Here is a 24,265-nt window from a genome sequence, read left to right on the forward strand (position 1 = left end):
ATAATTGATAATTCCCTCTCCCCACTTCATAATTCATAATTGATAATTGATAATTCCCTCTCCCCACTTCATAATTCATAATTGATAATTGATAATTCCCTCTCCCCACTTCATAATTCATAATTGATAATTGATAATTCATACGGGCAATTGTGGGCAAAAGGGTTGATATTGCCACGTCGGGATTGTGTACGGTGGTTTACTTGGGTAGTTGTCCGGTGGTGGTGGGACAAACTCTAGGAGATAATCGCATCCGTCAGGATATAGCGGTCGCTTTGGGGATAAAAACGGCTTTAGCTGTGTTAATTAGGTTTAATAATCAGTTATTTGGTGCAGTAATGCTTTTAAACCGTCTCGATGGTCAGGAATTGACCGATCGAGATAGTTTATTAGTGGAGGAATATCTTTGTTCTTGGCCAGATTCTTAGTAAAAGCGATTTTTGATCAGATTGGCATTCACGAATAAAGCGTTACAGTAAATTAGTCCTTCATAGGGATAGGGAGACCAATAGGATAAATCGTATAGACCATTAAAACGAAAGCCTTGTTGATACAATTGGTCGTAAATTTTGGTAAAAAATGTATGGCGAAAATCGGAGGGACGAAACCCAACTTCTGAAAGAATCATGGCAATTTTTCTTTCTTCTAGAAAATTGGTTGCTCCGGCTAAAACCTGTAGCTCATAACCCTCTGTATCCATTTTAAGCAGGTCTATCCTATCTATCCCCTGATCTTGACAAAAATTATCTAAGCTATCAATTGTAATTGTTTCTGTTTTGTCGGTGGATTGGCCTTGATTCTCCCCTACGGGCCGGTTTAAGGCATCGCTGAGGGAGTTTTGTTGAGAATTAGAGTTTAAAATAATTGTTTTTTCTGAAGGTTGCTCGCCTAAAGCGATCGGAAAACAGCGAATTCGCTGATTATCAGCAAATTTTTGAGATAATTGGGTAAAAGTTTCCTTGATTGGCTCGAAACAAAGAATATCAGCTTGAGGAAATTTTTGATGAAAGTAACTGCCTGTTTGTCCAATATTGGCCCCGACATCAAAAATAATCTTTGGTTGCTGGTGATGACAAATTCTTTCTATATCTGAGGCCACATCCCAACCAGCAGGGAAGGAATCGGGGGAAACTTTCTTGTAAGTCTCAAGACTCAATTCATGAATCAAATTTTTCAGCCAGCTTTTAATGCTCATAATTGTTTTGTAAATTAGGAGGGTAATTGATACAGTCAATATAGCAATCGAAGGGACAAGTAACTAGAGTAAAAAAAGTCACTTTAATTATCCTCTGTCCCTGCAACTGTTACTCAGAGATGAGGGATAAAAGCGGTTGGGTAATCCAGTTAAATGCTACGGCGATTTGATGGTTAAGGGTGGGCAGACGGTAGAGATAGACTAAGCGACGGGTAAGATGGGCAAGGGGACCGGCTAATTCTAGTCCTAAAGCGCTAATGGTAGCTTCATCGACTCCGAGGGTCAACATTTCGCCTAAAGGTTGATAACGGAAGGGTAAAGCCGGTTTATCGTGAAAACTCGCCCAAATATTCCAAGCGCAGTAGTCGGACTGTTGAAGGGCCACTTGGGCCGTGGCAGCGTAGGGTTTATCGTCTTGATCGCGACTATCGGCCGCATCGCCGATCGCGTAGATAGTGGGGTTTTCGACAGTTTGTAAATATTGATTAACTTTTAGTAATTTGCGCTCATTATGTGCTAGAGGCAAATTAGCGAGCAGTGGGGAGGCGATCGGGCTAACGGTCCAGAGAATTAGATCAACGGGGATATTGTCGATCTGTCCTTTGTAGTCAAGGGAGAGGCGATCCGCTTGGATATCGGCGACGGTGGTTTCGAGGTCTAACCAAACCAGACGTTTTTCTAGGGCTTTTTTGGCGGTGTCGCGGTTAAATTGGGTTGAAGGGCCGAGTATATCGCTATTTCTTTCGATCAGACGAATTCTTCCCCTTTCTCCGAGGCGATCGGCCAGCTTACAGGCTAATTCTACGCCGCTATAACCGCCCCCGATAATGGCGACCCGGATTTTATCGCGATCGGATTGTTCTAGGGTTTTGAGTCGATCCCGAAGACGATAGGCATCCTCGAGACTACGGAAGGGGATAGCGTGGGTTCTGGCCCCGGGTAGGAAGTCAAGGGAAGATTGACCACCGAGGGCGATGACGAGGCGGTCATAGCATATATCGTTTTGATTGTCAAGGGTTATTTTATGATTATTAACATTGATCGCCGTGACGGTTCCCTGTTGGAAGTCAACGGGGGTATTAGCGAGCAATTCGCTGAAAGGGGGAGCAATTTCCCAGGATTGCAGTTCTGAGGTGACTAATTCGTAGAGAAGGGGAGAAAATAAAAAGCGATCGTTTTTATCAATTAAGGTAATTTGGGGGGTGTGTTGATCGGTCCAAGGCAATTGACTCAAACGTAAAGCAGTATAGAGTCCACCAAAACCACCACCGAGAATACAAATTTTTGGGCTTGAGTCAGTCATATCGATCGCTGAGGGTTTTGTTTCTTATTTTGACACTCCCTGCCGTGAAATGGACGGGGAACCTGAAACCCAAATTTTCGGTAAAGCAAGGAAAGAAAAATAGTTTTTATTTATCTACCCAGCCAAATCGTCAGCAAAGCCACAATTGTAGCCAGAAAAAGAATATGATTCATCCAATCGTCGAAAGACCAATTTTTAAACATAATTAGCTCCTTAAAATCGAGGCTTACTGCTCAACAGCTTACCTTAATTTCTAATAGAAGTGCTATCGGGTGCAGCCGGTTGACCGGGGCAATATGTTGAGATTAGTTAAGGGCAGTAAAGGGATCGTTAAATCAATCATAAATTGTTATAGTCCATCTCCTCCAGAGCCTAGCATAGAGGGGAAGCCTCCTTAATCCCTAGGTAATTGCATGAATGGACTACAACAACAGATTATCAGTCTTGATCGGAAAGTCGATCGTCTACAGGATATTGTCGAAAGCCTCGGCCAGCAAATTGCTATCCTAGCCAAGGATAAATCGAGTCATTCCCTGCGAGAATCCCTGGACATGGTTGGTTTTTCCGAGTTATCGGATAATAGCCTCTACGATCATAAAGATATTCTCCGGGATCACGGTGGCAAACAGGCCCCGGCTGTCAATGGCGATAATTCTTTTGCCGATGAAATCCAAATTCGCCGATTGACGGCACAATTGACGGCGGCTTACAATCGCATTGCAGCTCTCGAAGAACAATTACTCAGCTATCGCATCCATTCCTAGTTAATTTCTGCCCAGAGGATTGGGTAAACCGGGTAAGGTAGGATTAGTCGGCAAATTGGGCAAAGGATTGCTATTTTCCATGGTGGGATTGTTAGCCTCCCCCGATAGAGTCGCTAAAGCCACGCGATCGCCGCCCACCTGTCGCAGTAGATCTAAAACCCCAACCACTTCGTTATAACTGGCATTTCTGGAGGCATTCAGTACCATCAGTCCATTGGGACTATATTGATGATAATTCTTGATTGCCTCGAATAACTGGAGGCGAGTCACCATCTGTTTTTCGACGTAGAGTTGTCCGAAATCATCGAGACTAACCACCAACATTTCCCGCATCGGGGTGGTAGCGGTACTAGCTTTCGGTAAATCAAGACTGATAGCCTGTTGGCGAGACAATCCCACTGCACCGAGAATAAAGAAGGTAAGAATACAGAAAATTACATCAATCAAGGGAATGATATTAACCTGCACATCCTCTTGAATGCGGTGTTGATCATGCCATAATTTGAGCGGACGGGCTGTGATATGGCTACTTTTTGACTTTTTGTGGTTAAGAGATTTAGTTTCGGCCATGGGTTATAAGGGGGAGACTTAGCGATCGAGGGGTTTTTCTAGGTTAGCACTGAGGGAGTATTGTTGGTCTTCTCCATCTAGCCAACGTTGACGGTAGATAATTTCTAAATCACTGCCAGCCTTGCGAAAAATTCTAGCTTGATTGAACCAGAGTCCCTGAAAAATGCGATAGAAAGCGAGGCTAAAGATAGCGACAATTAAGCCGGTAGCGGTGGAAATTAAAGCTTCACTAATACCTAAAGTTACTCCGGCTGTGGAGGAAGTTCCCAGGTCACTCAGTTGAATATTAGCCAAAGAGGTAATTAAACCGAGTACCGTTCCTAATAATCCTAGCAGGGGAGAAAGGGCGATGACTGCCTCAAGGATTTTATCGCCCCGTTTCATTAGAGATAATTGTTCATCGGCAGCTGACTCGAGGGCAAAGTGAAAAACCTCTGGATCTGGATTTTCTAAGCGCAGGGGAGCATAAAGATAGCTACCGATGGGGTGATTGCGGGAATCCCTAGCGACTTTTGCTGCCAAATCCCAGTTACGGATGGCGGATTCCATAATGCGATTTAAAATCTGGCCCTCACTAAGGAGGGTGCGACTCCAAAACCAAATTCGTTCGATAATAGTGCTAAGAGCTAAAATAGACAGAAAAAGCAGCGGCCACATAGCCACTCCGCCTTTTTGGATTAAATCAGTTATACTCACGAGTTGTTTTGTCCCTCCAATACCGGGCGATCGGGTAATGATTATAGTTTAAGGATTATAGTTTAAGATTTAGCTTAATCGATTGACATTTATAGTTCTTCCGCTGACTTACAATACAGGATGAGATGGGGCTTTTCAAGAGGCCCGAAGATGTCAAAAAAGGCATTAGGGATTGCCCCGACTCTATTTGAAGCTAATTCTGGCCTGAGAAGTCTAAACCACGGCTATCTGGGGTTTGCCGAAAAGGTTTTTCGTGGGGCAGGGTGTGGGATTTTACGCCAGCTACTATAAAAAAAAGGAGTGAAAATAATCACTCCTACTGATAATTAAAAGAAAAACTGGCTTAAACCTAGAGAGCATTGGCTCCCGCTACTACTTCTAACAACTCTTGCGTAATAGCGGCTTGACGCGCTTTGTTGTAAGTCCGGCTTAAAGTCCCGATTAACTCGCTGGCGTTCTCGCTGGCGTTACTCATCGCCGTCATCCGGGCTGCTAATTCACTCGCTGCCGATTCCTGGAGGGCGCGCAGTAATTGGTTATTTAAGTACAAAGGTAGGAGAGAATCGAGAATTTGAACGGGATTCTGCTCAAAAATCATGTCTTGGGGAAAAACCTGCGCCGGTTGGCTGGCCATTTTTTCCCGTTGTACCTTAAATTTTCCCTCTTTAGTCACCAAACGGAAAATCTCGTCATCCTGTACCGCTAAACCTTGGGTAGTTAAAGGTAACAGGGTTTGAATCACCGGAGTGGCACTGATCAGGGAGATAAAACGAGTATAAATTAACTCGACTCGATCGACTGTTTCCGATAAAAATAAGGAAAGCAATTCATCCCCAATAGTGCCAGCTTCATCGGCAGTGGGAATCTGTTCGAGGTTAATAAATTTAGCGGCAATTGGAGCATTGCGGCGCTCGAAATACTGTGCCGCTTTTCGGCCGGCAACCACTAATTGATAGTTAATCCCTTGCTCTTTTAATTCATTCATCCGTTGTTCGGCACGACGGATGACGTTAGTATTATAACCGCCACAAAGACCTCGATCGCCTGTGACTACTAACAGAGCCACGGTTTTTACTTCCCGTTGGGCCAGTAGGGGTAAATTAACATCACTAAAGGCTAAACGACCTTGCAGATTATAAAGTACCTGAGCGAGGGCATCGGCAAAAGGACGGGTACAGAGAACTTGTTCTTGGGCGCGACGCACTTTTGCTGCCGCCACCAGACGCATGGCCTCGGTAATTTTTTTGGTATTTTTGACCGATTGAATTTGGTCGCGAATCGCTTTGAGATTAGGCATAATTCAGTTATCAGTTATCAGTTATCAGTTATCAGTCATCAGTTATCAGTTATCAGATTGGAGTTTTAAGTGAGCAGTATGTGTTAAGTGAGCAGTACTAAATAGCAGTTTCTGGCCATCTTTTCACTGTTTACTGATCACTGTTTACTGATCACTGATAACTGAAAAGGCTGACAGCTTAAAGCTCACAGAAGTTTACTTGAAAGCCTGTTTGTACTCATTGATGCCATCTTTGAGCAGGCCTTCCGCTTCGTCGTTGAGTTGTTTTTCAGTGCTGACGATCTCAACGTAGCGAGGTTTGCTGGTTTTCAGGTATTCGCGTAAACCGGCGCAGAAATCGATAACTTTATCGGTGGCGATATCGTCGAGATAACCGTTTAAACCGGCATAAACCACTGCGACCTGTTCCCAAACGGAGAGGGGGAAGTTTTGGGGTTGTTTGAGGATTTGACGCAGACGTTGACCGCGAGCCAGTTGTGCTTGGGTTGCCGCATCAAGGTCAGAAGCGAATTGAGCAAAAGCTTCTAATTCGTCAAACTGGGCTAATTCCAGTTTTAATTTACCGGCAACTTTCTTCATCGCTTTCGTTTGGGCTGCCGAACCCACGCGGGATACGGAAATACCAGCGTTAATAGCGGGACGGAAACCAGCGTTAAAGAGGTCGGTGGAGAGGAATATCTGACCGTCAGTAATCGAAATTACATTGGTGGGAATGTAGGCAGAAACGTCACCGGCCTGGGTTTCGATAATCGGCAGGGCGGTCATGCTACCACCACCGAGGGCATCGCTGAGTTTAGCGGCGCGCTCTAGTAAACGGGAGTGGAGATAGAAAACGTCGCCGGGGTAAGCTTCCCGACCGGGAGGACGACGCATGAGCAGGGATAGCTGACGATAAGCTTGAGCCTGCTTGGTGAGGTCATCGTAGATAACCAGGGTCGCTTTGCCTTTATACATGAAGTATTCGGCGATCGAAGCTCCGGTGTAGGGGGCGATATACTGGAGGGTGGCGGGGTCGTTAGCGTTAGCGGCCACCACCACGGTGTAATCCATGGCACCTCTTTGGGTGAGGGTGTCGATTACTTGGGCGACGGTGGAGGCTTTTTGACCGATGGCGACATAGACACAGATCACGTCTTCGCTTTTCTGGTTAATGATCGTGTCAATGGCGATCGCTGTTTTACCAGTTTTTCTGTCACCGATAATTAACTCCCGTTGACCGCGACCGACGGGAATCATGGCATCGATAGCGGTAATGCCGGTTTGCATCGGTTCACAGACGGATTTGCGAGCGACAATACCGGGGGCGGGGGATTCCACCAGACGGGTTTCGCTGGCGATAATGTCCCCTTTCCCGTCAATGGGACGACCGAGAGCATCAACCACGCGGCCGACTAAGGCTTCACCCACGGGAACCTGAGCGATTTTACCGGTAGCTTTCACCGTACCGCCTTCTTTAATCCCGAAACCGTCCCCCATTAACACCGCGCCGACGTTATCTTCTTCGAGGTTAAGGGCGATGCCGACGGTTCCATCTTCAAATTCTAATAGTTCTCCCGACATGGCCTGTTGTAGGCCGTAGATGCGGGCAGTACCGTCACCCACTTGCAGGACGGTTCCCACGTTGGAGACCTGTACTTCTTGGTTATAGGATTCGATCTGTTGACGAATAATCGTGCTAATTTCGTCGGGTCTGATAGCTACCATAGTTTAATCTGGGAAAAAGTAAAAAATTAGGAGGTGAAAAAACGGCAAAAAAGGGAGATTAGATGACCTTAGCGCAGGGAGAGGCTGAGGCGTTGTAGTTGACCGCGAATGCTGGCATCAAAGACCTGAGAACCGACTTTGATCACCACACCACCGATGAGGCTGCCATCAACTTTGGTTTTCAGTTCGACCACATTTGCCCCGGTCAGGGTTTTCACTTTGTCGATGACGATTTGTTTTTGGCTATCGTTCAATTCGGTGGCCGAGGAAACTTCCGCTAAAACGGTGTTAGTCAGCACTCTAGCCAGGGTGAGATATTGTTGACAAACGGGTTCTAAAAATTGAATCCGACGTTTATCGACTAATAACATCATGAAGTTAGTTAAATAGGGATTGGCACTGCTCCCCATTACTTGGGAAAGAACGGCTTTTTTAGCTTCTTCTTTGATGACGGGATTGCCGATAAAAGCTCTTAGATCGGGGGCATTTTCCAACAATTCTAAGAGGGATTTAATTTCGCCGCCAATCGCTTCTAATTGTCCGCTGCTTTGGGCGACGGAAAGTAATGCTTGGGCGTAGGGTTCGGCGATTTCTGAACTGATTAAACTTCCCTGCATCTATTTACCTCCTAGGTTGGCCAAACTGCGATCAATTAGGGTTTGTTGTACCGATTCTTCCAGGCCGGCGCTTAATTGGGATTCCACATTAGCTAAGGCTAAAGCGGTAATTCTTTGGCGTAATTCTACTAAAACGCGATCCTGTTCCGCCGAGAGATCTTTAGCGGCACTTTCGCGCATTCTTTGAATATCGAGTTCGGCTTGGGCGGCGATGTCGGCGGTGACAGTTTTAGCTCTAGATCGAGCGTTATTGATAATTTTTTCGGCCTCTTGTTTTGCCAGGGCGAGTTTTTTCTGTTCTTCGGCGAGGGCGGTAGCGGCAATATTTTTCCGGTTTTCAGCTTCGGCTAAAGCTTCAGCAATCTTCGACTGACGTTCTCCGAGGATTTGTCCGAGAACTTTGCGGCCGTAGAAGATGACTAAACCGAGCAGAATCGAGAGGTTAAATAGGTTAGTTCCTAGGATATCGGTGTTGATGCCGAATCCTTCTGCTGCCGCTTCCTTCGCCTCCGTGGCTAATAATAAAACTGTGTCGATGATCATGGTTATTGAGGGCGGGGAGTAGGTTATTCAGTTATCAGTTATCAGAGGTAAGTTATCAGTCTTCTAACTTCTGATGACTGAGTTCTATCTTTTTACTGATCACTTTTATTAACCAAGGGCTGGGGTTTAGCGAACGAGTTCGGGGCCGAGGAGTTTTTCGAGAATTTGACGGGAAAGAGAGGCCACTTGTCCTTCTAGAGAACGAAAGGCTTCTTCTTTCTGTTGGGCAATTTCGGCGGCGACGGCTTCTTTACGGGCGATCGCTTCTTTTTGGGCTGCGGCAACTCGTTCGCTGGCTAGTTTTTGGGCCTCAGCTTGCGCTTGGGCGATAATCTCTTGGGATTGTTTACGAGCCGAAGTTAATTGCAATTCGTACTCTTGTACCAGTGCTTCGGTTTTGGCTAGTTGTTCTTTGGCTCCGCCTTCCGTTTGCCGAATATACTCCGCCCGTTCATCTAAAACTTTACTGAGGGGTTTATAAAAAACGGCGTTCAGGATCACTGCCAAAAGAATAAACTGTAGTGCCATCACTGGCAGGGTGGCATCGAAATCAAACATTGATTTATTCCTGATAAATAGAAGCTATAGACAGGTTCAAAAAAGGAAGATGATCCCCCTGCTTTAAAAGTAAACAGTCAGGGGGAATCACTAAAATTCCCTTAATTAGCTATCAGCCTTCCGTCCCAAAAACTAGGTTTTTTAGTTGGCTCCTTCGGCGTTTTTTAGAGTTTTGAAAACTCGCCCGCCAAGCTGGGGACTGGGGGCTGATAGCCCACTGCTTTTTTAATTAGGCGAAGGGGTTAGCGAACAGTAAAACGAGAGCGATAACCAAACCGTAGATGGTTAAGGATTCCATGAATGCCAAGCTGAGGAGAAGGGTACCACGAATTCTTCCTTCAGCTTCGGGTTGACGGGCGATACCGGAAACAGCTTCTCCAGAAGCGGTACCTTGACCAACGCCGGGGCCGATAGCGGCTAAACCAACGGCGAGGGCGGCGGCGATAACGGAAGCGGCAGCTACTGTGGGGTTCATGGTGATTTTTTCCTCTATTTACTAATCAATTTCAATCTGTTGTTTACAGAGCGCGTTCTCAGCCGTAAAAAATGGCTGGTTTTCTGCTCAAAACTCCCGAAAGAGTTTTTGGGAAAGAACGATCCTGGAATTCAGTTGCTCATCCTGAATTCGACCAATAATTTCTTAGTTATTATCCTATTATTTGGACACTTTTCCCTAAGAAATTTTTCTGTTTTCGTCCCTCGCTTTTAAGCGTGTTCCTCTTCGTGTTCCGATTCCAGTGCCTCATGGATATAGGCCCCGGCAAGGGTGGCGAAGACAAGGGCCTGAATAGCGCTGGTAAATAAACCGAGAGCCATCAGGGGTAGGGGTACGACTAGGGGGACAAGGAAGACTAATACGGCCACTACCAACTCGTCCGCGAGGATGTTTCCGAAAAGACGGAAGCTGAGGGAGAGGGGTTTGGTAAAGTCTTCTAAAATTTTGATCGGTAATAGCACGGGAATCGGCTCTAGGTAGTGAGCGAAGTAACCGAGTCCTTTTTTACTGATGCCTGCGTAGAAGTAAGCGAGGGAAGTCAGTAGGGCTAACGCCACCGTGGTATTGATGTCGTTAGTGGGGGCGGCTAATTCTCCTTCGGGCAGTTCGATTAACTTCCAAGGAATCAAGGCCCCTAACCAGTTAGAAACGAAAATAAATAAAAATAGGGTGCCGATGAAGGGCAACCAGGGTCGATATTCCTTTTCTCCTAGCTGGTTTTTGGCTAAATCGCGCAGAAATTCGAGAACGTACTCCATGAGGTTTTGAATACCGCTAGGGACTTTCTGGATTTTGCGGGTAGCGGCGATCGAGGCGATGATTAAGATAGCGAAGACGATCCAGGAGACCGCGATCACTTGCCCGTGAATTTTTAGTCCGCCGATGTGCCAGTACCAGTGTTGTCCCACTTCCAGGGAAGCGAGGCTATAAAAATTAAGCACACTTAAACTGTCTAACATTTCTACCTTGGGGAGATTCGGGTTCGCAAATCAGGGTTATTTTTAACGGTCAAAGGGTTTAGGAATCGCCTTTCTGCTCCAGCTTGAAGATGGTTTGCAGGGTATAGACGATGATCGCCCCTTTATAGGTCAAAAAACCCAAAAAAACTGGCACTATGTGCAGTTCTTGCCAACGACTGGCGATGATGATTAATCCAGCGAATAGGGCTAATCCTTTTTTGCCTACCCGATTTTTCGTTACCCCCAATTTTTCCACTTCCCCGGCCAGGAGTTTTAGGTAAACGACTCCCACCATTGCCCCTAGTAGGTAATTAAGGGCGGTATTGAGGGAATAAAACAGCCACACGGGTATAAAGATCAGACCGCTTAAGATCAGGGTGGTGATCAATAAGGTGTTTTGTAGTTGATAGTATTCCCGCATCGGATCTGACGGCGGGTTGGTTTCTGGGGTTGGGGGAGATTCGATCGATGGGTCAGACAAGGTACACCTAAATCAGCGATAGACTAATCTCAATATCTGGATTGCTTTCCGAGCTATGACGCTCAGGTGAGCCACAAGACATATTATCACGGCAGTGGCAACAATTATTAAGCAATTGTAAATTGTGATGATTCCGTCGGTCGTCGGGAGACTCCGAGACTCCGAGACTCCGAGTCGGGAGATAGGGTGATAGGGATTTAGGGGTTTAGGGGTTTGGGGAAATTTCAGCCAAATGCTCCACTTCCCCACTTCCCAATTCATAATTCATAATTCATAATTCCCCACACCCCACTTCCTCATCTCCCCACCCTCCCTTTGGCCAGAATTACTCTCAATCAGGTTTTTTTAAGAGTTTTGCGCCACAGTTTTTACAAAAATTGGCATCTATATCGTGACGGGGTAAACCACAATCTGGACAAGGATAATCAATTTGAGTGCCAGATTTTAATGTTTGTTTAGTCAGATCGCTAATTTGCAAGGGAATTAACAAAACTCCCGTTAAAATCATTAAAACTGTCAGCATTTTACCATTATCAGATAGGGGAGTCACATCCCCAAATCCCACGGTAGTCATAGTCACAACGGCGAAGTAAAAAGCATCAAAAAATGTCCGATAGACTTGAGGATTAATCGGGTGTTCGATCTGATAAATTAAACCCGCATAGACAAAAATAATCGAAAATAGAGTTAGTAATATGCGAGTAAATACTATCTGATCGGAAGTTTTAATTTGAAAAATAGAGAGATCGGAACCAAAAAAACGAATCACTCGCAAAATTCTAAACCAGCGAAAAATTCTAAAAAACCTAATATCAAAAAAACCAAAAAATAGGGGAAGAATTGATAATAAATCTAGGATAGAAAAAATATTAAAAACAAAGCCTAGTTTTGATTCCGCACACCAAAACCGAATTAAATACTCTAGGGAAAATAAGCTTAAAATTCCCCCATCAAGCTGACGTAACCACATTTGCCAAGTCGCAGATAAGGGATAGGTTTGAGCCACATAAATCCCCAAAGAGAGTAAAATTAATGCCAAGATAAGCAGATTTACTATCAGTCCGATCGCCGTGGTGACATCCTCTAAATAAAAAGCTATCTTGGCACGAAAAGAGAGCATAAATTCAGCTATCAGTAAACAGTAACCAGCAATCAATGAACTGAAAGCTCACATCTGATAAGTAGTTGGACAAAAGTAAAGTTAACTGTGGGGTAAGGAGTCGGTCGTCAGTAGGAATTGCGGCAATTTACATTTCTTAAGATAGACAACAGAATTTATGTCCGACTACTTAACTAATAACTAATAACTAATAACTAATAACTAATAACTAATAACTAATAACTAATAACTGATAACTGATAACTGATTAGGGCAATTCCACCGAAGTTGGTTTAGCAATATGAGGCAAACCCCAACCCAATTTTTCCCGGAGGATGCGGAAGAATTCCGTTGATTGCAGACGAATAAAATGGACTTGGTGGGGCGATTTCTGCACATTAATTCGATCTTCTGGCAAGATATAAGAACCGCCATTACCGTCCACTACCATCACCATCCGATTAGCAGTTGCTGGAAAAATATTTACAGTTTCCTTGTCAGAAAATACCAAGGATCTCGAAGCTAAAGAATGGGGACAAATGGGAGCTAATTGTAATACCGGCACATCGGGAGTTATTACTGGGCCACCAGCGCTGAGAGCATAGGCAGTAGAACCGGTAGGAGTGGAGAGAATCACCCCATCGGCAGCGATATCGACGGGTGCGTGTTCACCAATTTGAATCTCAAAATGACACATACTGGTGAGGGGTTCCCGGTGGACGACCACCTCATTGAGAGAAAGTGCCTCCCAGAGGAGGGTATCTTCGCGAAACAGTCGCACCGTGATCATCGAGCGATTTTCGAGGGTGTATTTTCCCTCTAGAACCAGTTCTAAGGCGGGTTCAAGCTGATTTAGGTAAATTTCGGTCAAAAAGCCCATGTGTCCCGTATTGACCGTTAACAGGGGCAAATTGAGGGTGGCCAACTGCCGGGCCGCCGATAGGACTGTACCATCGCCACCCAACACGATCGCAAAACTTAAATCTTGCTCGAAGTGGGGGGGGACTAACTGATCGATCGGAGTAAAACAAACCGGACGAGAGGGTTTAGAATGGCCTAGCAGGCCACCGCTGCCGGTAGCCATAAACACCTGCCAACCTAGGGAAAGTAGCTGATCTTGTATCTGATGGGCTGTTTTACAAGCGATAGGCTTAATATCGTTGTAAATAATGCCGATTTTGGGCATTGACAAATTTTCCTACTGCTGGTTCACGCTTTCTTTTTGAAAGGGGTTTTCTTCTTCTTCTGAGCTTTTTGTTTCTCGAAGTCGATTTCCTTGAGCTTCTTGAGAATGCGGCTAAAGTATTCTTGTAAATAGGATTCTAAAGTAGTTGTTTGACTCGGATCAAGGCCAAATACTTGATAAACTTCTGCCATGGGGGCATCAAGAGCTTGACCACTAGCGAGAACTTCCGCAAAAGCTAGTCGGTCAGATATATTATAAGTCCACTGGAAACAATGGGTTATTCCTCGCATAAAACGCAGTAATCCCATGGGTAAACGCCAAATTTTCCCCTCTTTACCCGATAGGCGTTCGCAAACTTCGATAATTTCTTCAGCTTTCCAAGCTTTGCTGCCCACCACGGGATAGGACTGACCGACGGTTTCGGGGACTTCTAAAGCGCGAACGGCGAATTTAGCGATATCTTGGGTGTCCATGTAGGCGATCGCTGTACTTTCCCCCGTGATCCAGACCGTTTGATTATCTAACATCGGGATGGCGTATTGACCGATTAAACCCTGCATGAAGCCACAGGGACGGAGAATTGTATATTTTAACCCCGATTCTGCTAGAAATTTCTCGGTACAGCGTTTTATCTCCATCAAAGGCACGTTGGGATATTTTTCGGCATTGAGAATCGAGAAGAAAATAAAGCGATCTACTCCGGCGGTTTTGGCTGCTTGAATCAGATTAACTTTACCATCCCAATCCACCTGTTTAATGCTGGCTGAGTCCGTCGCCCGGGCAGTAGCGGCATCGATCACCGCGTCCATTCCCTCTAAAGCAGGAGTAATGGTACTTTTATCCCGCAGGGTTCCCCCGACTAATTCCGCGCCCCATTCCTTCAAAAAAGCCCCTTTTCTCTGACTGCGTACTAAACAACGCACTTGATGTCCCTGATCGATGGCATGACGCACGATCTGTCGCCCTAGGGTTCCCGTCGCACCGACAACTAATACTTTCATCTATAATTAATTTTTTGTTACATTTGTTAACACTTCTCTAAGATACTATCAAAAAAGTGGATCATTAGGGATAGAAAAATTCTAAGATTCCCCGATCCCCGTCCAGTTCTACCATTGTTCCCACCGGTAAAGCGGCATTATCGCCATCATGACCGAAAGGTAACTCAGCAATAACCGCAATGCCTAAATCGCCCAAACGCTCTTTTAAGACTTCCTCTACGGTTTGACTATCACTGCCGGGGGCCGCCAGACAACGGCTAAAACGACCGAGAGCAATGGCTTTAATTTGGGAGAAAATGCCCAGCATTCGCCACTGAGTTAACATTCGATCAATTCGGTAGGGGGCCTCGGTTACGTCCTCTAGGGCTAAAATTACCCCCTCTAGGGTGGGTTGAACCGAGGTTCCGAGGAGATGGGTGGCTACGGTTAAATTAGCTGCTAATAAGCGTCCCCGCACTTTGCCCCCACCCCAACCTTGACCGACAAGAGGGGCTAAAGGACGACCTTCTAGGAGAGAAAAGAGGCGATCGATTGATTGGGGACTTTCTTGGGCTAAGGTGGTTAAAACTGGACCGTGAACGCTACAGATGCCCTGTTTCGCTAAACTCCATAAAATCCCCGTCACGTCGGAAAAACCGATTAACCATTTCGGGTTAGTTTTTGCCCATGTCCAATTTTCTAAGAGGCGAGCGCTACCGTAACCCCCCCTAGCGCAGAGAATTGCTTGACAATCGGCATCTTGCCATGTTTGGGCTAAAGCTTGACGACGTTCCTCGTCGCTACCGGCGAGATAACCGAGACGATTAGCCCAATTCTCGCTAAATTCCACTTGATAACCCCTCGATCGCCAGATTTCTACGCCTTTTTCTAGGGCGGCTAATTCCTTGACGGATCCACTGGTGGCCACCAGAGAAACTTTAGCACCGGGTTGCAGAAATGATGGGATGATCATAGGTTAATTCTCTTTTGTGGGCGGATTAAGCGGAAATTACAGGTAATTTTGTGACAGCATGAAAACTGACAGCATATTCTATCGAATGTTTCTCGATTTTCCCGATTCGTTCTTTGAATTAATTGAACGACCCGATGCTAGGGTTAACAATTATCGATTTACTTCTCAAGAAGTCAAACAACTAGCTTTTCGATTAGATGGTTTATTTTTGCCGCTCGATCATCTAGAAAATTCACCCTTTTATCTGGTAGAAGTGCAGTTTCAAAAGGATGAAGACCTATATTATCGATTATTTTCGGAACTTTTCCTGTATCTTAGACAGTATAAACCTTTGTCACCCTGGCAGATAGTTGTTATTTATCCCAGTCGAGAAATTGAGCGAGAACATCCCCAGCAATTTGCCGATTTTTTATCCTTGGCCAGGATTAAAAGAATCTATCTGGATGAATTGCCAAATGACGAGACTCCTTCCTTAGCGATCGCCCTAATCAAATTGGTTACGGAAAGTGAGAGTCAAGCTGTTAATTCTGCTAAGATTTTAATTAAACAGGCTCAAAGAGAAGTGAGCGATCGCTTAGTGCAGAAAAATGTCATTGATTTAATCGAAACGATAATCATTTATAAGTTACCCCAAAAAAGTCGAGAGGAAATTGAAGCTATGTTGGAACTACAAGACCTAAAACAAACTCGTTTCTATCAAGAAGCTTTTGGAGATGGCATTGAACGGGGAATTGAACAGGGAATTGAACAGGGAATTGAACAGGGAATTGAACAGGGAATAAACTTGCAAAAATTGAAAACAATTCCTCTACTGCAAGACCTCGGTTTAACCCCGCAACAAATCTCGGAACGCTTAGACTTGACTCTGGAAACAGTGCTTAACTATTTGGCACAACAGCAACAATAATTAAACCTGTTTCAAAAGTCTATAAACACAGCAGTTGCTAAGTAGTGAACAAATGGATAGTAGTGAATCAGTGACCTTTAAGCTATCAGGGATAACTCGATGAATAACGACTTATTGACTTTCTTCTTTTGTGTTGCTTTTCTCATTCTCTATCTAGTTTTTTCAGCTTTAACCGAGATGGGAACAAAATGGCCTTGGACAAAAAAATAAGAGAAATACTTATAGATGTAAATAAACATAAAATCGGGTCAGGGATTCGGTCATTGGAAAAATTCTCGAGATTTGCTATCTAAAAAATTAACTCGATCGCTCTACTGATAAAATATGAAACTAATTGCTGATATTTCTCCCAGTTTGGATTTATTCTTGTTGCTTTTTTTCTGGCATTGTCTCATCGGTGGCATTGCTACAGTCATCGCTATCAATAAAGGCTATCCAAGATTAAATTGGCTAATCTTCGGACTTCTGGGAGGAACCTTTACCTTTTTTATCGCCCTCTTTCTAGAAAAAAAGCCCAAAATTTAAGGGATGGTATTGCTTGATTATCCTTTAATAGTTCCCATCAACACCTCTAAATCTTCTGCGTCTAACTCCTCTGGGATACCATTGCGAATTAATTCCGAAAAATCCTCATTAGGAACCATAAAACATAGTGCATAAAGTCTTCCGTCCCCCACATTTCTAATCTCGTGAATACCCGTAGGACGGACTAATAAACTATCCCCCGGCCCCAGGGGAATCGGTTTACCATCACAGATAGCCATTCCTTCCCCTTTGAGGATAAAAAACATTTCTACGGCAAAATGATGACGATGGGTAGGGGTGCAACCGTGGGGATCGAAAATTTCCACACAGACGGTCAAGGAATCCCCCGCTACGGTAGAATCAAAGACGATCGCTAAACGATTCGTATCCCCAGCACTAATGCGAAAAACTTGATAATCTCGGGGAGATCGAATCACGGGTAACATACAATGATCGCTAGTTAGTTGGCTATTCATCGCTAATTTCGATCGAAGTGTGGATGATTCTAAGACTAGCAAAAATTTTCAACTTCGCTCGATTGCGTCCACCACTTTACTCACATCTACGATCGCGGCCACATCATGGACGCGCAGGATATCGGCCCCCTTAGCGATCGCTATGGCACAGGCCGCCGCCGTTCCGAAAACTCGTTCTTTTGGGTCATCTTTGCCTGTAATCTCGCCGATAAAGCGTTTTCTCGACAATCCAATTAAAATAGGTAAACCTAAATCCCGAAATTGCCCTAATTCTCGCAATAACTCAAGATTTTGTCGTCCAGTTTTGGCGAAACCAATCCCCGGATCGATGATAATATTTTCCCTAGCAATGCCCCACTGTAAAGCTTCCTTAACGCGATTCTGTAAAAATTCTTTAATTTCCTTGACTAAATCATCATAATGTGTTAAGAATTGCATCGTTTGCGGATTGCCCCGCAGGTGCATGAGGATGATGGGAACGGCCAATTTAGCCACCGTGGGCAATAATAGGCGATCGAAGGTTCCCCCAGAAATATCATTGATCAAATCGGCCCCGGCGGCGATACCTTGGGCTGCCACGATCGCCCTGGTGGTATCGAGAGAGATAGGAATAGAACTTTGTTGTCGAATAGCGGTGATTACGGGGATAACTCGCGATAATTCTGCTTCTAGGCTAATTTCTTCGGCTCCCGGACGGCTGGATTGACCACCGATATCGATTATATCAGCCCCGGCCTCGATCATTTTCATCGCCTGTAGCAGGGCATTTTCAACATTGTCAAATTCTCCCCCATCACTAAAACTATCGGGAGTAACGTTTAAAACACCCATGATATAGGTGCGTTTTCCCCAAGCAAAAATATGTTCACGAATTGCCGTTAAACTAGACATAATACTAAATCCTGTTGAAAAAGTATATGAATTATGAATTATGAATTATGAAGTGGGGAGAATAAATAAAAATAATCTCCTGACTCCTGAATACTGGCTCCTGACTCCTGAATACTGATGGTCATAGTTAATTTTTAGGTAGGGAAGAATCTTTTAATTGAAAATAAGCTTGTACTTCTTCTTTCCAGAGTTGATATTTTTCTTCAATTAGTTGATATTGACTGGCAAAATCGAGGGTACAATCAACGAGATTGGTATCGATATCGGATTGCACTAATTCCCGTTCGATCAGGGTTTCTCGGATAAATTTTAAACATTCTTGTCTCAAAGTTTCCGCTTGATCAATAATTAGCTGGACTTGATTAATTGCTCGATCATATAATGGAGTTTGTGAATGAAAAATTTCGGAAGATGCGGCCAGATTTCGCAGTCTATGTAATTGATTTCTCTTTTCTACTAAACTGGCAATTTTGGGGTTAATTTCAAAAAGCAAGGTTTTCACCAGAGGAGCCAAGCGGCGAGTGTTAATATAATCGTAGTTATTAAGATCGGATTTAATCAGGTGTACCTGTTGTAAATCGACGGTAATATCGTGGAATTGTATCTCGGTTTCGGTGATGGTGGGATGAATCGTTTTAACTTTCCAAGTAGTAATAGAAGTCAACTGCTGGCGATCACTATTAACCATTTGCTGCTCCATTTTCACCACATCGAGGGGAATGCTATAAAGTTTTTTATCGGGAATATAGATGACATCGCTACCGAGAATGCGATCGATTTTAGGACGACGATATAAATAATGATACAGGAATCGATAAAAGCTTTTACTACCTTGAAATATCTGGACAAATAACCAAATTTTCCAGCTGAATAACCCGCTAAGAAAGCGTCCGAATAGATGGGAATTCGAGGAGGAGTTATTCATGAAATTCCGTTATCAGTTATCAGTGAGGGATTCGGGGTTTGGTTCTTTTCAGTGAGCGGTAAATAGTAAACAGTAATCAGGGATAAAGATAACTAACTAATTAACTTAAAACTTACATCTGATAACTGATCACTGATCACTGATCACTGATTAAGGACGTTCTCCGGGTAGATTTTTTGACGATGTTGGTTTCGATCTTACCTGTTGACGACCGTTGCGGATAACTTGTAACATTTCCCCTAATTCTCGATCGAGATGTTCTAAAACCGCTTCGGCATAGTCGTCAGCGCCTTTTTGAATTTCATGACATTCAGCTTGGGTTTTTTGTCGTAACTGTTGCACTTCCTGCAAGGTGCTGTGACGCATCTGTTCGATTTCATCGAGGGTTTGTTGTTGCAAGGATTCACACTCCTGCTGAACCCGTTGACGAATTTGGGCCGCTTGCCGTTCTGCTTGTTGAATAATACCGGACTCATCGAGAATTTGGGCCGCTCTTTGTTGAGCGGAACGAAGGACTTGTTGAGCGTATTCCTCCGCTTTAGTGATAATTTCCTGTTCTTCCTGCAAAATTGCTAAAGCTTTCTGTACTGCGGGTGGCACGGTTTCATAGATGAGATCGATCTGTTCGGCTATCTGTCCCTCATCGATGATTGTCCAACGGGTGAGGGGGATATGGAAACTATCAAAAATCATCTCTTGCAGACGCGCCAAATCCTGATAGATATCGAAATCGACGGGTGGACTGGGAACCCCACTATTAGAAGTGTTAGGTACTGCTTTTCTGCGATCATTAGGTTCTCGGCGCGCCATAGGTTCAGATCGTCCTCATTGCTGTATTCTAGTATGTTAACTGTAGTATGAGTAAATATCCCTAGAAACGTTTTCTGGGACTAGATGGGTGACGGAGCCACCGAATTGAGCGATTTCTTTAACCACGCTACTGCTTAAAAAACTATATTCTTTAGTGGTGGCTAAAAAAACCGTTTCGATCCCTTCCCAGAGGGTTTTATTGGTGTGTGCCATTTGCAGTTCTTTTTCAAAGTCCGAGAGGACCCGCAACCCCCGTAAAAGTACCTTGGCCCCTTTCAATCTGGCATATTCAACCGTCAATCCTGAAAAACTGTCTATCTCAACGTTTTTCAGGTGTTTTGTACAGTAGCTAATCTGTTCTATGCGTTTTTCGACGGTAAATAAGGGGTTTTTATGGGGATTGCAGAGAACTGCCACGATTACTCGCTCGAATAGTGGCACACTGCGTTCGATAATATCTAAATGACCGAGTGTAACTGGATCGAAGCTGCCGGGGTAGATGGCGATCATTTCTCAACCTGCACACCTCGCCAAAAAGCGATATATCCTTTGATATTTTGGGCTTTTGGCTTAGGATCGGGATAATACCAAGCGGCATCTTTATTGTCCTGTCCATCTACCCTGAGAGTATAGTAACTAGCCTCTCCCTTCCAAGAACAAATTGTATGGGTGTTACTGGGTTGAAAATATTCAGCTTTGATGGTATCGGGGGGAAAATAGTAGTTACCCTCGACAATTTCACAGTTATCGCTTTCCGCTACCACTGCACCATTCCAAATCGCCTTTGCCATGACACTAACTCCTAGTTCTGGTTCAAAATTATCTTACAACAGAGTTTGTAAATGTTGAACCAGTTGGTTAACCTGCACCACTCCCTCGATTCGATCGATCGGTTGACCATTTTTAAAGACTACTAAAGTCGGTAAAGCTTGAATACCGTACTTAGTGGCTAAATTGGGATATTTGTCTGTATCAATTTTGACAATTTGTAGGCGATTTTTGAAATACATTCCCGTTTGTTCTAGAATCGGAGCCATCATTTGACAAGGACCGCACCAAGTGGCATAGAAATCCACTAACACGGGAAGATTAGTGGTTTGCAACAGTTCCTGAAAACTGGAAAACTCTTTTTTGACTGCCATAAATTGTCACCTCGCCGGAAAAATAGCCTTTTCCCTACTATAGCTTTTCTACTGAAGGGGTGACAACGAGGTTGAAGTCTAGGCTGGGTGTGGGGTGTGGGGAAAATCTCCTCGCTGTCAGCCGTCAAATTCATTAACTTACTTAAGCTTAAACCTGATTCTCTCGTCCTCATTTCGGGGAAAGTCTCAAGGTTTTTCCCTACACCTTACCCCCACACCCTGTTTCACTTTCAATCTGCTTGTCACCCCTTGAGACTTTTCTTTTTCTAGATGTTCCTTGATTTCTCCAGAGCAGTCATCGATCGCCGGGAAAATGCTAAGTTAGGTAAAGACTCTGAGCCAAATCTCCATGAACATCCTAACCAAGCTGCTTTTTCCCGAAACTAAAACCCCAGAGCAAGTAGGTTCACCGCGAGTACAGAAAAGCCGCCGGGGAATCGAAACTAAATCCGCCGCAGAAATCGTGATTATGCGACAAGCGGGTAAAATTGCCGCCACAGTCCTCAAGGAAATTGCCGATATCGCTCAACCCGGGATGACGACGGCGGATTTGGATGCCTATGCGGAAAAACGTATCCGCGAAATGGGTGCTACTCCCAGTTTTAAAGGTTATTATGGCTTTCCTGCCTCGATTTGTGCCTCCGTCGATAACGAAGTCGTTCACGGTATCCCTAGCCCGAAAAAACGCCTCAAAGCCGGTTCTGTGTTAAAGGTAGATACGGGGGCCTACTACCAAGGTTATCATGGGGATTCCTGTATCACGATCGCTATCGGTTCCGTCTCTCCAAAAACCGAAAAATTAATCCGCGTGGCGGAAGAAGCTTTATATAAAGGCATAAATCAGGTAAAAGCGGGCAATTATCTGCTCGATATTGCGGGAGCGATCGAAGATCACGTTCAAGCTAACGGTTTCCAAGTAGTAGAAGATTTTACCGGTCATGGAGTCGGCAGAAATCTCCACGAAGAACCCTCGGTATTTAATTTTCGCACTAATCAGTTACCCAATGTCAAACTCCGCGCCGGGATGACTCTGGCAATTGAACCAATTGTCAACGCGGGATCTAAACATACCAGAACTTTGCGCGATCGTTGGACGGTGGTGACGATGGATAATGCTCTCTCCGCTCAGTTTGAGCATACTGTCTTAGTAACCGCCACGGGTTACGAAATCTTAACCGAGCGCAATAACCTATAAAATTGTCTATCTAGGCTTATTATCCTTAGATAATGGCAAAATAAAAGATTTTTTGCCCCTTAATCTTAATTGGAAGTTTGTTTAACGGCAGGATTTAGTCAAAATGTTTAAAAATATCGTTGTTGCCTTAGATTGTGGGGAATTATCGGATCGAGTCCTTCAGTCCTTGAATTACCTTTCTCTAACGGCAAATTCTTGCATCATACTCACCCATATCCTTGGCAAGGAGGGAGATGAATCGGCAGTGGATCGCCCTCACCCCTCCCGTGAGATCATTGAAGATCAATTGCGCTGCTATCAATCCCAGATTGCTACCCCTAGTGAAATCGAGGTCATCTTTGGTGATCCAGCGGAGGAAATTATTCGTTTAGCTAATATCTATCATGCTGATCTGATCGTGATCGGCAGCCGGGGATTAACGGGAGTTCAACGGGTGATCGAAGATTCTGTTAGTAGTCTCGTGGTGGCAGAAGCTACCTGTTCAGTATTGGTGGTGAAAGCATAGCAGCCAGCATTCAGCTAGAAAAGGTACTCTGGCAAGAGTGCCTAAGTAGTCTTGAGCATCACTGCTGACTAAAATTTGCAAATCTTATTTTTCCCCAATGTTTTCCCCCATACATTCCCCAGTATTTCCCCACTCACTCCCAAGTTTTCCACAGTTTACCCAGACTTTTCCACAGGCAACAGCGATAGAATCGGCACTTGCTTCGAGAAAAAATTAATCTTGATTGTCAAAATTCCCATCGATAGATACTGAGTTATTGTTAATTTGAGTAAATAAAATCTAGCTCTAACCCTTATTCCCTCGTAAATATTAAGTTTTTCTAAAGCATTCCTTTACATCTGGTAATATTGCAACTCCCCGCAACTTGGCTCACAATAGTCCTTACTGTCCACTGCACCAGTCAGGGATTTCCCCACTTCAGATTTAGAGGTAAACGATATGAATACATCAGTCAGTATCTTGGCAGAAATCCCCGAAATCCTCCACCAATCCCTACAACAATATCTAGAAACTCATCCCGGTTGGGATCAAGATGGTGTGTTTACGGCGGCCTTGTCATTTTTTCTACTTAATTGTCAATCCTCCGAAAGGATGAATTTTGAGGAGCAAAATAGCTATGCCAAGGTTTATCTAGAAACTTTGTTCCAGCGCTCCGAGTGCTAATTCAGTGATAATAAGAGTCGGGTCATGGTTAAAAGCCCGATTTTCCCCTATGAATTCCGATAAAACCCCTAATTTAATCATTCCTCAGCTAATTATCGGTTTGGGTAATCCCGAACCCAAATATGATCGCACCCGTCATAATATCGGTTTTGAAGCTGTGGACTCATTAGCGCGGGATTGGGGGCTATCTTGGCAGGAAAACAAGCGATTTCAAGGTTTTATTGCCGAAGGTGACAGTCCTCTCCCGGGCAAAATTCGTCTCTTGAAACCCCAAACCTATATGAATCGCTCCGGGCAATCGGTGCGATCGGTGCTGGACTGGTATAAACTAGCCCCAGAGTCGATTTTAGTCATTTACGATGATATGGATCTGCCCCTAGGCCGGTTGAGAATCCGTCTATCGGGATCGGCGGGCGGACACAACGGTATTAAATCGATGATTGCCCACGTTGGCACGGAAAACTTCGCTCGTTTACGCATAGGAATCGGTAAATCAACCGAAAAGGCGACTGTTTCCCACGTTTTAGGTCGATTCACCCCCCAAGAAAACCAAGTGATCTTGAAAGTGTTAGACTTGTCCAGAAAAGCGATCGAACTTGGTCTCAAACAAGGGTTACAAAAGGCAATGAGTCTCTACAATAATCAAAGTGTAGAGATTGGCTCTAATCTATGCTGATAGCAAATAAGCCTGATTTTAGTAATGGTTATAATCGCCATTTTCGTCTATACTCTTACAGAAACCTTGCTTAAATTTTGATCGCCCTTTGCTAGATTAGGTCAATTTTTATCCTTGATATTAGCAGTT

The 24,265-nt window shown here is 44.4% G+C and carries 30 protein-coding genes and 1 pseudogene; 8 read left to right on the top strand and 23 right to left on the bottom strand.

What is annotated here, in order from left to right:
* Window positions 1-146: 146 nt before the first annotated feature.
* Window positions 147-428: pseudogene (locus IM475_RS11130) on the top strand (GAF domain-containing protein); the annotation flags it as partial.
* Here IM475_RS11130 and IM475_RS11135 read toward each other — a convergent pair.
* Together IM475_RS11135 and IM475_RS11140 are read right to left on the bottom strand one after the other, a co-directional pair.
* A complete protein-coding gene (locus IM475_RS11135; RefSeq protein WP_287727585.1) occupies window positions 425-1,195 on the bottom strand; it encodes an FkbM family methyltransferase in 771 nt (256 codons plus the stop codon). The pseudogene IM475_RS11130 and the gene IM475_RS11135 overlap by 4 nt on opposite strands.
* A 109-nt stretch (window positions 1,196-1,304) precedes the next feature.
* Window positions 1,305-2,498: an NAD(P)/FAD-dependent oxidoreductase gene (locus IM475_RS11140; RefSeq protein WP_287727586.1), complete on the bottom strand. Its 1,194-nt coding sequence runs from the start codon at window positions 2,496-2,498 to the stop codon at window positions 1,305-1,307.
* 413 nt (window positions 2,499-2,911) lie between these two features.
* On the opposite strand from IM475_RS11140, the gene IM475_RS11145 reads away from it, so the two are divergent.
* Window positions 2,912-3,262 carry a hypothetical protein gene (locus tag IM475_RS11145; RefSeq protein WP_002800077.1) on the top strand — a complete coding sequence of 117 codons (351 nt, stop codon included), beginning with the start codon at window positions 2,912-2,914 and terminating at the stop codon, window positions 3,260-3,262.
* On the opposite strand, the gene IM475_RS11150 is transcribed toward IM475_RS11145, so the two are convergent.
* The 14 genes from IM475_RS11150 to IM475_RS11215 all read right to left on the bottom strand — a co-directional run bounded on the left by IM475_RS11150 (window position 3,263) and on the right by IM475_RS11215 (window position 15,421).
* Window positions 3,263-3,832: an ExbD/TolR family protein gene (locus IM475_RS11150; protein WP_287727588.1), complete on the bottom strand. Its 570-nt coding sequence runs from the start codon at window positions 3,830-3,832 to the stop codon at window positions 3,263-3,265.
* 18 nt (window positions 3,833-3,850) lie between these two features.
* The gene (locus tag IM475_RS11155) at window positions 3,851-4,489 is read right to left on the bottom strand and encodes a MotA/TolQ/ExbB proton channel family protein (protein ID WP_002800075.1); all 639 of its coding nucleotides are present in this window, start codon (window positions 4,487-4,489) and stop codon (window positions 3,851-3,853) included.
* 388 nt (window positions 4,490-4,877) lie between these two features.
* Entirely contained in the window at window positions 4,878-5,825 is a 948-nt protein-coding gene (locus IM475_RS11160) for a F0F1 ATP synthase subunit gamma (RefSeq protein ID WP_002800073.1), read from the bottom strand.
* A gap of 195 nt (window positions 5,826-6,020) precedes the next feature.
* Entirely contained in the window at window positions 6,021-7,529 is a 1,509-nt protein-coding gene (atpA, locus tag IM475_RS11165; RefSeq protein ID WP_002784835.1) for a F0F1 ATP synthase subunit alpha, read from the bottom strand.
* 68 nt (window positions 7,530-7,597) lie between these two features.
* Window positions 7,598-8,146: an ATP synthase F1 subunit delta gene (atpH, locus tag IM475_RS11170; protein ID WP_002763366.1), complete on the bottom strand. Its 549-nt coding sequence runs from the start codon at window positions 8,144-8,146 to the stop codon at window positions 7,598-7,600.
* Window positions 8,147-8,689: a F0F1 ATP synthase subunit B gene (locus tag IM475_RS11175; protein WP_287660184.1), complete on the bottom strand. Its 543-nt coding sequence runs from the start codon at window positions 8,687-8,689 to the stop codon at window positions 8,147-8,149.
* Between the two features lie 126 nt (window positions 8,690-8,815).
* Complete coding sequence (locus tag IM475_RS11180; RefSeq protein WP_002740070.1) at window positions 8,816-9,247, bottom strand: F0F1 ATP synthase subunit B'; 432 nt, start codon at window positions 9,245-9,247, stop codon at window positions 8,816-8,818.
* A 229-nt stretch (window positions 9,248-9,476) separates the two neighbouring features.
* Complete coding sequence (gene atpE / locus IM475_RS11185; RefSeq protein ID WP_002740068.1) at window positions 9,477-9,722, bottom strand: ATP synthase F0 subunit C; 246 nt, start codon at window positions 9,720-9,722, stop codon at window positions 9,477-9,479.
* A 230-nt stretch (window positions 9,723-9,952) separates the two neighbouring features.
* Window positions 9,953-10,702 (bottom strand): F0F1 ATP synthase subunit A, encoded by a 750-nt coding sequence (gene atpB, locus IM475_RS11190; RefSeq protein WP_002739857.1) that lies wholly within the window; start codon window positions 10,700-10,702, stop codon window positions 9,953-9,955.
* 58 nt (window positions 10,703-10,760) lie between these two features.
* The gene (locus IM475_RS11195) at window positions 10,761-11,123 is read right to left on the bottom strand and encodes an ATP synthase I (protein ID WP_002784830.1); all 363 of its coding nucleotides are present in this window, start codon (window positions 11,121-11,123) and stop codon (window positions 10,761-10,763) included.
* A gap of 391 nt (window positions 11,124-11,514) precedes the next feature.
* Window positions 11,515-12,303 (bottom strand): ion transporter, encoded by a 789-nt coding sequence (locus IM475_RS11200; protein ID WP_287727590.1) that lies wholly within the window; start codon window positions 12,301-12,303, stop codon window positions 11,515-11,517.
* 247 nt (window positions 12,304-12,550) lie between these two features.
* Window positions 12,551-13,468, bottom strand: a complete 918-nt coding sequence (locus IM475_RS11205; protein WP_002765357.1) for an NAD(+) kinase — start codon at window positions 13,466-13,468, stop codon at window positions 12,551-12,553.
* A 23-nt stretch (window positions 13,469-13,491) separates the two neighbouring features.
* Window positions 13,492-14,469: an SDR family oxidoreductase gene (locus IM475_RS11210; protein WP_287727591.1), complete on the bottom strand. Its 978-nt coding sequence runs from the start codon at window positions 14,467-14,469 to the stop codon at window positions 13,492-13,494.
* Window positions 14,470-14,533: 64 nt separating this feature from the next.
* Complete coding sequence (locus IM475_RS11215) at window positions 14,534-15,421, bottom strand: S66 peptidase family protein (protein WP_287727592.1); 888 nt, start codon at window positions 15,419-15,421, stop codon at window positions 14,534-14,536.
* 58 nt (window positions 15,422-15,479) lie between these two features.
* Between IM475_RS11215 and IM475_RS11220 the strand changes: the two genes are divergently transcribed.
* Both IM475_RS11220 and IM475_RS11225 read left to right on the top strand, forming a co-directional pair.
* Complete coding sequence (locus IM475_RS11220; RefSeq protein ID WP_287727593.1) at window positions 15,480-16,328, top strand: Rpn family recombination-promoting nuclease/putative transposase; 849 nt, start codon at window positions 15,480-15,482, stop codon at window positions 16,326-16,328.
* Between the two features lie 324 nt (window positions 16,329-16,652).
* The gene (locus IM475_RS11225; protein ID WP_079207132.1) at window positions 16,653-16,853 is read left to right on the top strand and encodes a hypothetical protein; all 201 of its coding nucleotides are present in this window, start codon (window positions 16,653-16,655) and stop codon (window positions 16,851-16,853) included.
* Between the two features lie 17 nt (window positions 16,854-16,870).
* Here IM475_RS11225 and IM475_RS11230 read toward each other — a convergent pair whose 3' ends face one another.
* From IM475_RS11230 to trxA, 7 genes are all read right to left on the bottom strand, one after another.
* The gene (locus IM475_RS11230) at window positions 16,871-17,329 is read right to left on the bottom strand and encodes a cupin domain-containing protein (protein ID WP_002800061.1); all 459 of its coding nucleotides are present in this window, start codon (window positions 17,327-17,329) and stop codon (window positions 16,871-16,873) included.
* Window positions 17,330-17,377: 48 nt separating this feature from the next.
* On the bottom strand, window positions 17,378-18,220 hold the full coding sequence (folP, locus tag IM475_RS11235) for a dihydropteroate synthase (protein WP_287658733.1): 843 nt from the start codon (window positions 18,218-18,220) through the stop codon (window positions 17,378-17,380).
* Window positions 18,221-18,347: 127 nt separating this feature from the next.
* A complete protein-coding gene (locus IM475_RS11240) occupies window positions 18,348-19,145 on the bottom strand; it encodes a hypothetical protein (protein ID WP_287727594.1) in 798 nt (265 codons plus the stop codon).
* 150 nt (window positions 19,146-19,295) lie between these two features.
* Window positions 19,296-19,955: an ATP synthase subunit B family protein gene (locus tag IM475_RS11245; RefSeq protein WP_004163116.1), complete on the bottom strand. Its 660-nt coding sequence runs from the start codon at window positions 19,953-19,955 to the stop codon at window positions 19,296-19,298.
* Window positions 19,956-19,991: 36 nt separating this feature from the next.
* Entirely contained in the window at window positions 19,992-20,465 is a 474-nt protein-coding gene (gene coaD / locus IM475_RS11250) for a pantetheine-phosphate adenylyltransferase (RefSeq protein ID WP_002758057.1), read from the bottom strand.
* Window positions 20,462-20,746: a DUF427 domain-containing protein gene (locus IM475_RS11255; protein WP_002750041.1), complete on the bottom strand. Its 285-nt coding sequence runs from the start codon at window positions 20,744-20,746 to the stop codon at window positions 20,462-20,464. The genes coaD and IM475_RS11255 overlap by 4 nt, the downstream gene beginning before the upstream one ends.
* A 33-nt stretch (window positions 20,747-20,779) precedes the next feature.
* A complete protein-coding gene (trxA, locus tag IM475_RS11260; protein ID WP_002765348.1) occupies window positions 20,780-21,097 on the bottom strand; it encodes a thioredoxin in 318 nt (105 codons plus the stop codon).
* A gap of 349 nt (window positions 21,098-21,446) precedes the next feature.
* Between trxA and map the strand changes: the two genes are divergently transcribed.
* The 4 genes from map to pth all read left to right on the top strand — a co-directional run bounded on the left by map (window position 21,447) and on the right by pth (window position 24,136).
* On the top strand, window positions 21,447-22,292 hold the full coding sequence (gene map / locus IM475_RS11265) for a type I methionyl aminopeptidase (protein WP_287727596.1): 846 nt from the start codon (window positions 21,447-21,449) through the stop codon (window positions 22,290-22,292).
* 103 nt (window positions 22,293-22,395) lie between these two features.
* Window positions 22,396-22,797: a universal stress protein gene (locus IM475_RS11270; RefSeq protein WP_287658738.1), complete on the top strand. Its 402-nt coding sequence runs from the start codon at window positions 22,396-22,398 to the stop codon at window positions 22,795-22,797.
* A 438-nt stretch (window positions 22,798-23,235) separates the two neighbouring features.
* On the top strand, window positions 23,236-23,460 hold the full coding sequence (locus IM475_RS11275) for a DUF2811 domain-containing protein (protein ID WP_287658739.1): 225 nt from the start codon (window positions 23,236-23,238) through the stop codon (window positions 23,458-23,460).
* Between the two features lie 49 nt (window positions 23,461-23,509).
* Window positions 23,510-24,136: an aminoacyl-tRNA hydrolase gene (gene pth / locus IM475_RS11280; protein ID WP_287658740.1), complete on the top strand. Its 627-nt coding sequence runs from the start codon at window positions 23,510-23,512 to the stop codon at window positions 24,134-24,136.
* The last annotated feature ends 129 nt before the right edge of the window (window positions 24,137-24,265 follow it).

Origin of the sequence: Microcystis sp. M061S2 (assembly GCF_020245605.1) — a bacterium.
Classification (GTDB): Bacteria; Cyanobacteriota; Cyanobacteriia; order Cyanobacteriales; family Microcystaceae; genus Microcystis.

Coding starts and splice junctions, on each gene's coding strand:
- IM475_RS11135 (WP_287727585.1), bottom strand. CDS start 1,195: ATGAGCATTAAAAGCTGGCTGAAAAATTTGATTCATGAATTGAGTCTT.
- IM475_RS11140 (WP_287727586.1), bottom strand. CDS start 2,498: ATGACTGACTCAAGCCCAAAAATTTGTATTCTCGGTGGTGGTTTTGGT.
- IM475_RS11145 (WP_002800077.1), top strand. CDS start 2,912: ATGAATGGACTACAACAACAGATTATCAGTCTTGATCGGAAAGTCGAT.
- IM475_RS11150 (WP_287727588.1), bottom strand. CDS start 3,832: ATGGCCGAAACTAAATCTCTTAACCACAAAAAGTCAAAAAGTAGCCAT.
- IM475_RS11155 (WP_002800075.1), bottom strand. CDS start 4,489: ATGTGGCCGCTGCTTTTTCTGTCTATTTTAGCTCTTAGCACTATTATC.
- IM475_RS11160 (WP_002800073.1), bottom strand. CDS start 5,825: ATGCCTAATCTCAAAGCGATTCGCGACCAAATTCAATCGGTCAAAAAT.
- atpA (WP_002784835.1), bottom strand. CDS start 7,529: ATGGTAGCTATCAGACCCGACGAAATTAGCACGATTATTCGTCAACAG.
- atpH (WP_002763366.1), bottom strand. CDS start 8,146: ATGCAGGGAAGTTTAATCAGTTCAGAAATCGCCGAACCCTACGCCCAA.
- IM475_RS11175 (WP_287660184.1), bottom strand. CDS start 8,689: ATGATCATCGACACAGTTTTATTATTAGCCACGGAGGCGAAGGAAGCG.
- IM475_RS11180 (WP_002740070.1), bottom strand. CDS start 9,247: ATGTTTGATTTCGATGCCACCCTGCCAGTGATGGCACTACAGTTTATT.
- atpE (WP_002740068.1), bottom strand. CDS start 9,722: ATGAACCCCACAGTAGCTGCCGCTTCCGTTATCGCCGCCGCCCTCGCC.
- atpB (WP_002739857.1), bottom strand. CDS start 10,702: ATGTTAGACAGTTTAAGTGTGCTTAATTTTTATAGCCTCGCTTCCCTG.
- IM475_RS11195 (WP_002784830.1), bottom strand. CDS start 11,123: ATGCGGGAATACTATCAACTACAAAACACCTTATTGATCACCACCCTG.
- IM475_RS11200 (WP_287727590.1), bottom strand. CDS start 12,303: ATGCTCTCTTTTCGTGCCAAGATAGCTTTTTATTTAGAGGATGTCACC.
- IM475_RS11205 (WP_002765357.1), bottom strand. CDS start 13,468: ATGCCCAAAATCGGCATTATTTACAACGATATTAAGCCTATCGCTTGT.
- IM475_RS11210 (WP_287727591.1), bottom strand. CDS start 14,469: ATGAAAGTATTAGTTGTCGGTGCGACGGGAACCCTAGGGCGACAGATC.
- IM475_RS11215 (WP_287727592.1), bottom strand. CDS start 15,421: ATGATCATCCCATCATTTCTGCAACCCGGTGCTAAAGTTTCTCTGGTG.
- IM475_RS11220 (WP_287727593.1), top strand. CDS start 15,480: ATGAAAACTGACAGCATATTCTATCGAATGTTTCTCGATTTTCCCGAT.
- IM475_RS11225 (WP_079207132.1), top strand. CDS start 16,653: ATGAAACTAATTGCTGATATTTCTCCCAGTTTGGATTTATTCTTGTTG.
- IM475_RS11230 (WP_002800061.1), bottom strand. CDS start 17,329: ATGAATAGCCAACTAACTAGCGATCATTGTATGTTACCCGTGATTCGA.
- folP (WP_287658733.1), bottom strand. CDS start 18,220: ATGTCTAGTTTAACGGCAATTCGTGAACATATTTTTGCTTGGGGAAAA.
- IM475_RS11240 (WP_287727594.1), bottom strand. CDS start 19,145: ATGAATAACTCCTCCTCGAATTCCCATCTATTCGGACGCTTTCTTAGC.
- IM475_RS11245 (WP_004163116.1), bottom strand. CDS start 19,955: ATGGCGCGCCGAGAACCTAATGATCGCAGAAAAGCAGTACCTAACACT.
- coaD (WP_002758057.1), bottom strand. CDS start 20,465: ATGATCGCCATCTACCCCGGCAGCTTCGATCCAGTTACACTCGGTCAT.
- IM475_RS11255 (WP_002750041.1), bottom strand. CDS start 20,746: ATGGCAAAGGCGATTTGGAATGGTGCAGTGGTAGCGGAAAGCGATAAC.
- trxA (WP_002765348.1), bottom strand. CDS start 21,097: ATGGCAGTCAAAAAAGAGTTTTCCAGTTTTCAGGAACTGTTGCAAACC.
- map (WP_287727596.1), top strand. CDS start 21,447: ATGAACATCCTAACCAAGCTGCTTTTTCCCGAAACTAAAACCCCAGAG.
- IM475_RS11270 (WP_287658738.1), top strand. CDS start 22,396: ATGTTTAAAAATATCGTTGTTGCCTTAGATTGTGGGGAATTATCGGAT.
- IM475_RS11275 (WP_287658739.1), top strand. CDS start 23,236: ATGAATACATCAGTCAGTATCTTGGCAGAAATCCCCGAAATCCTCCAC.
- pth (WP_287658740.1), top strand. CDS start 23,510: ATGAATTCCGATAAAACCCCTAATTTAATCATTCCTCAGCTAATTATC.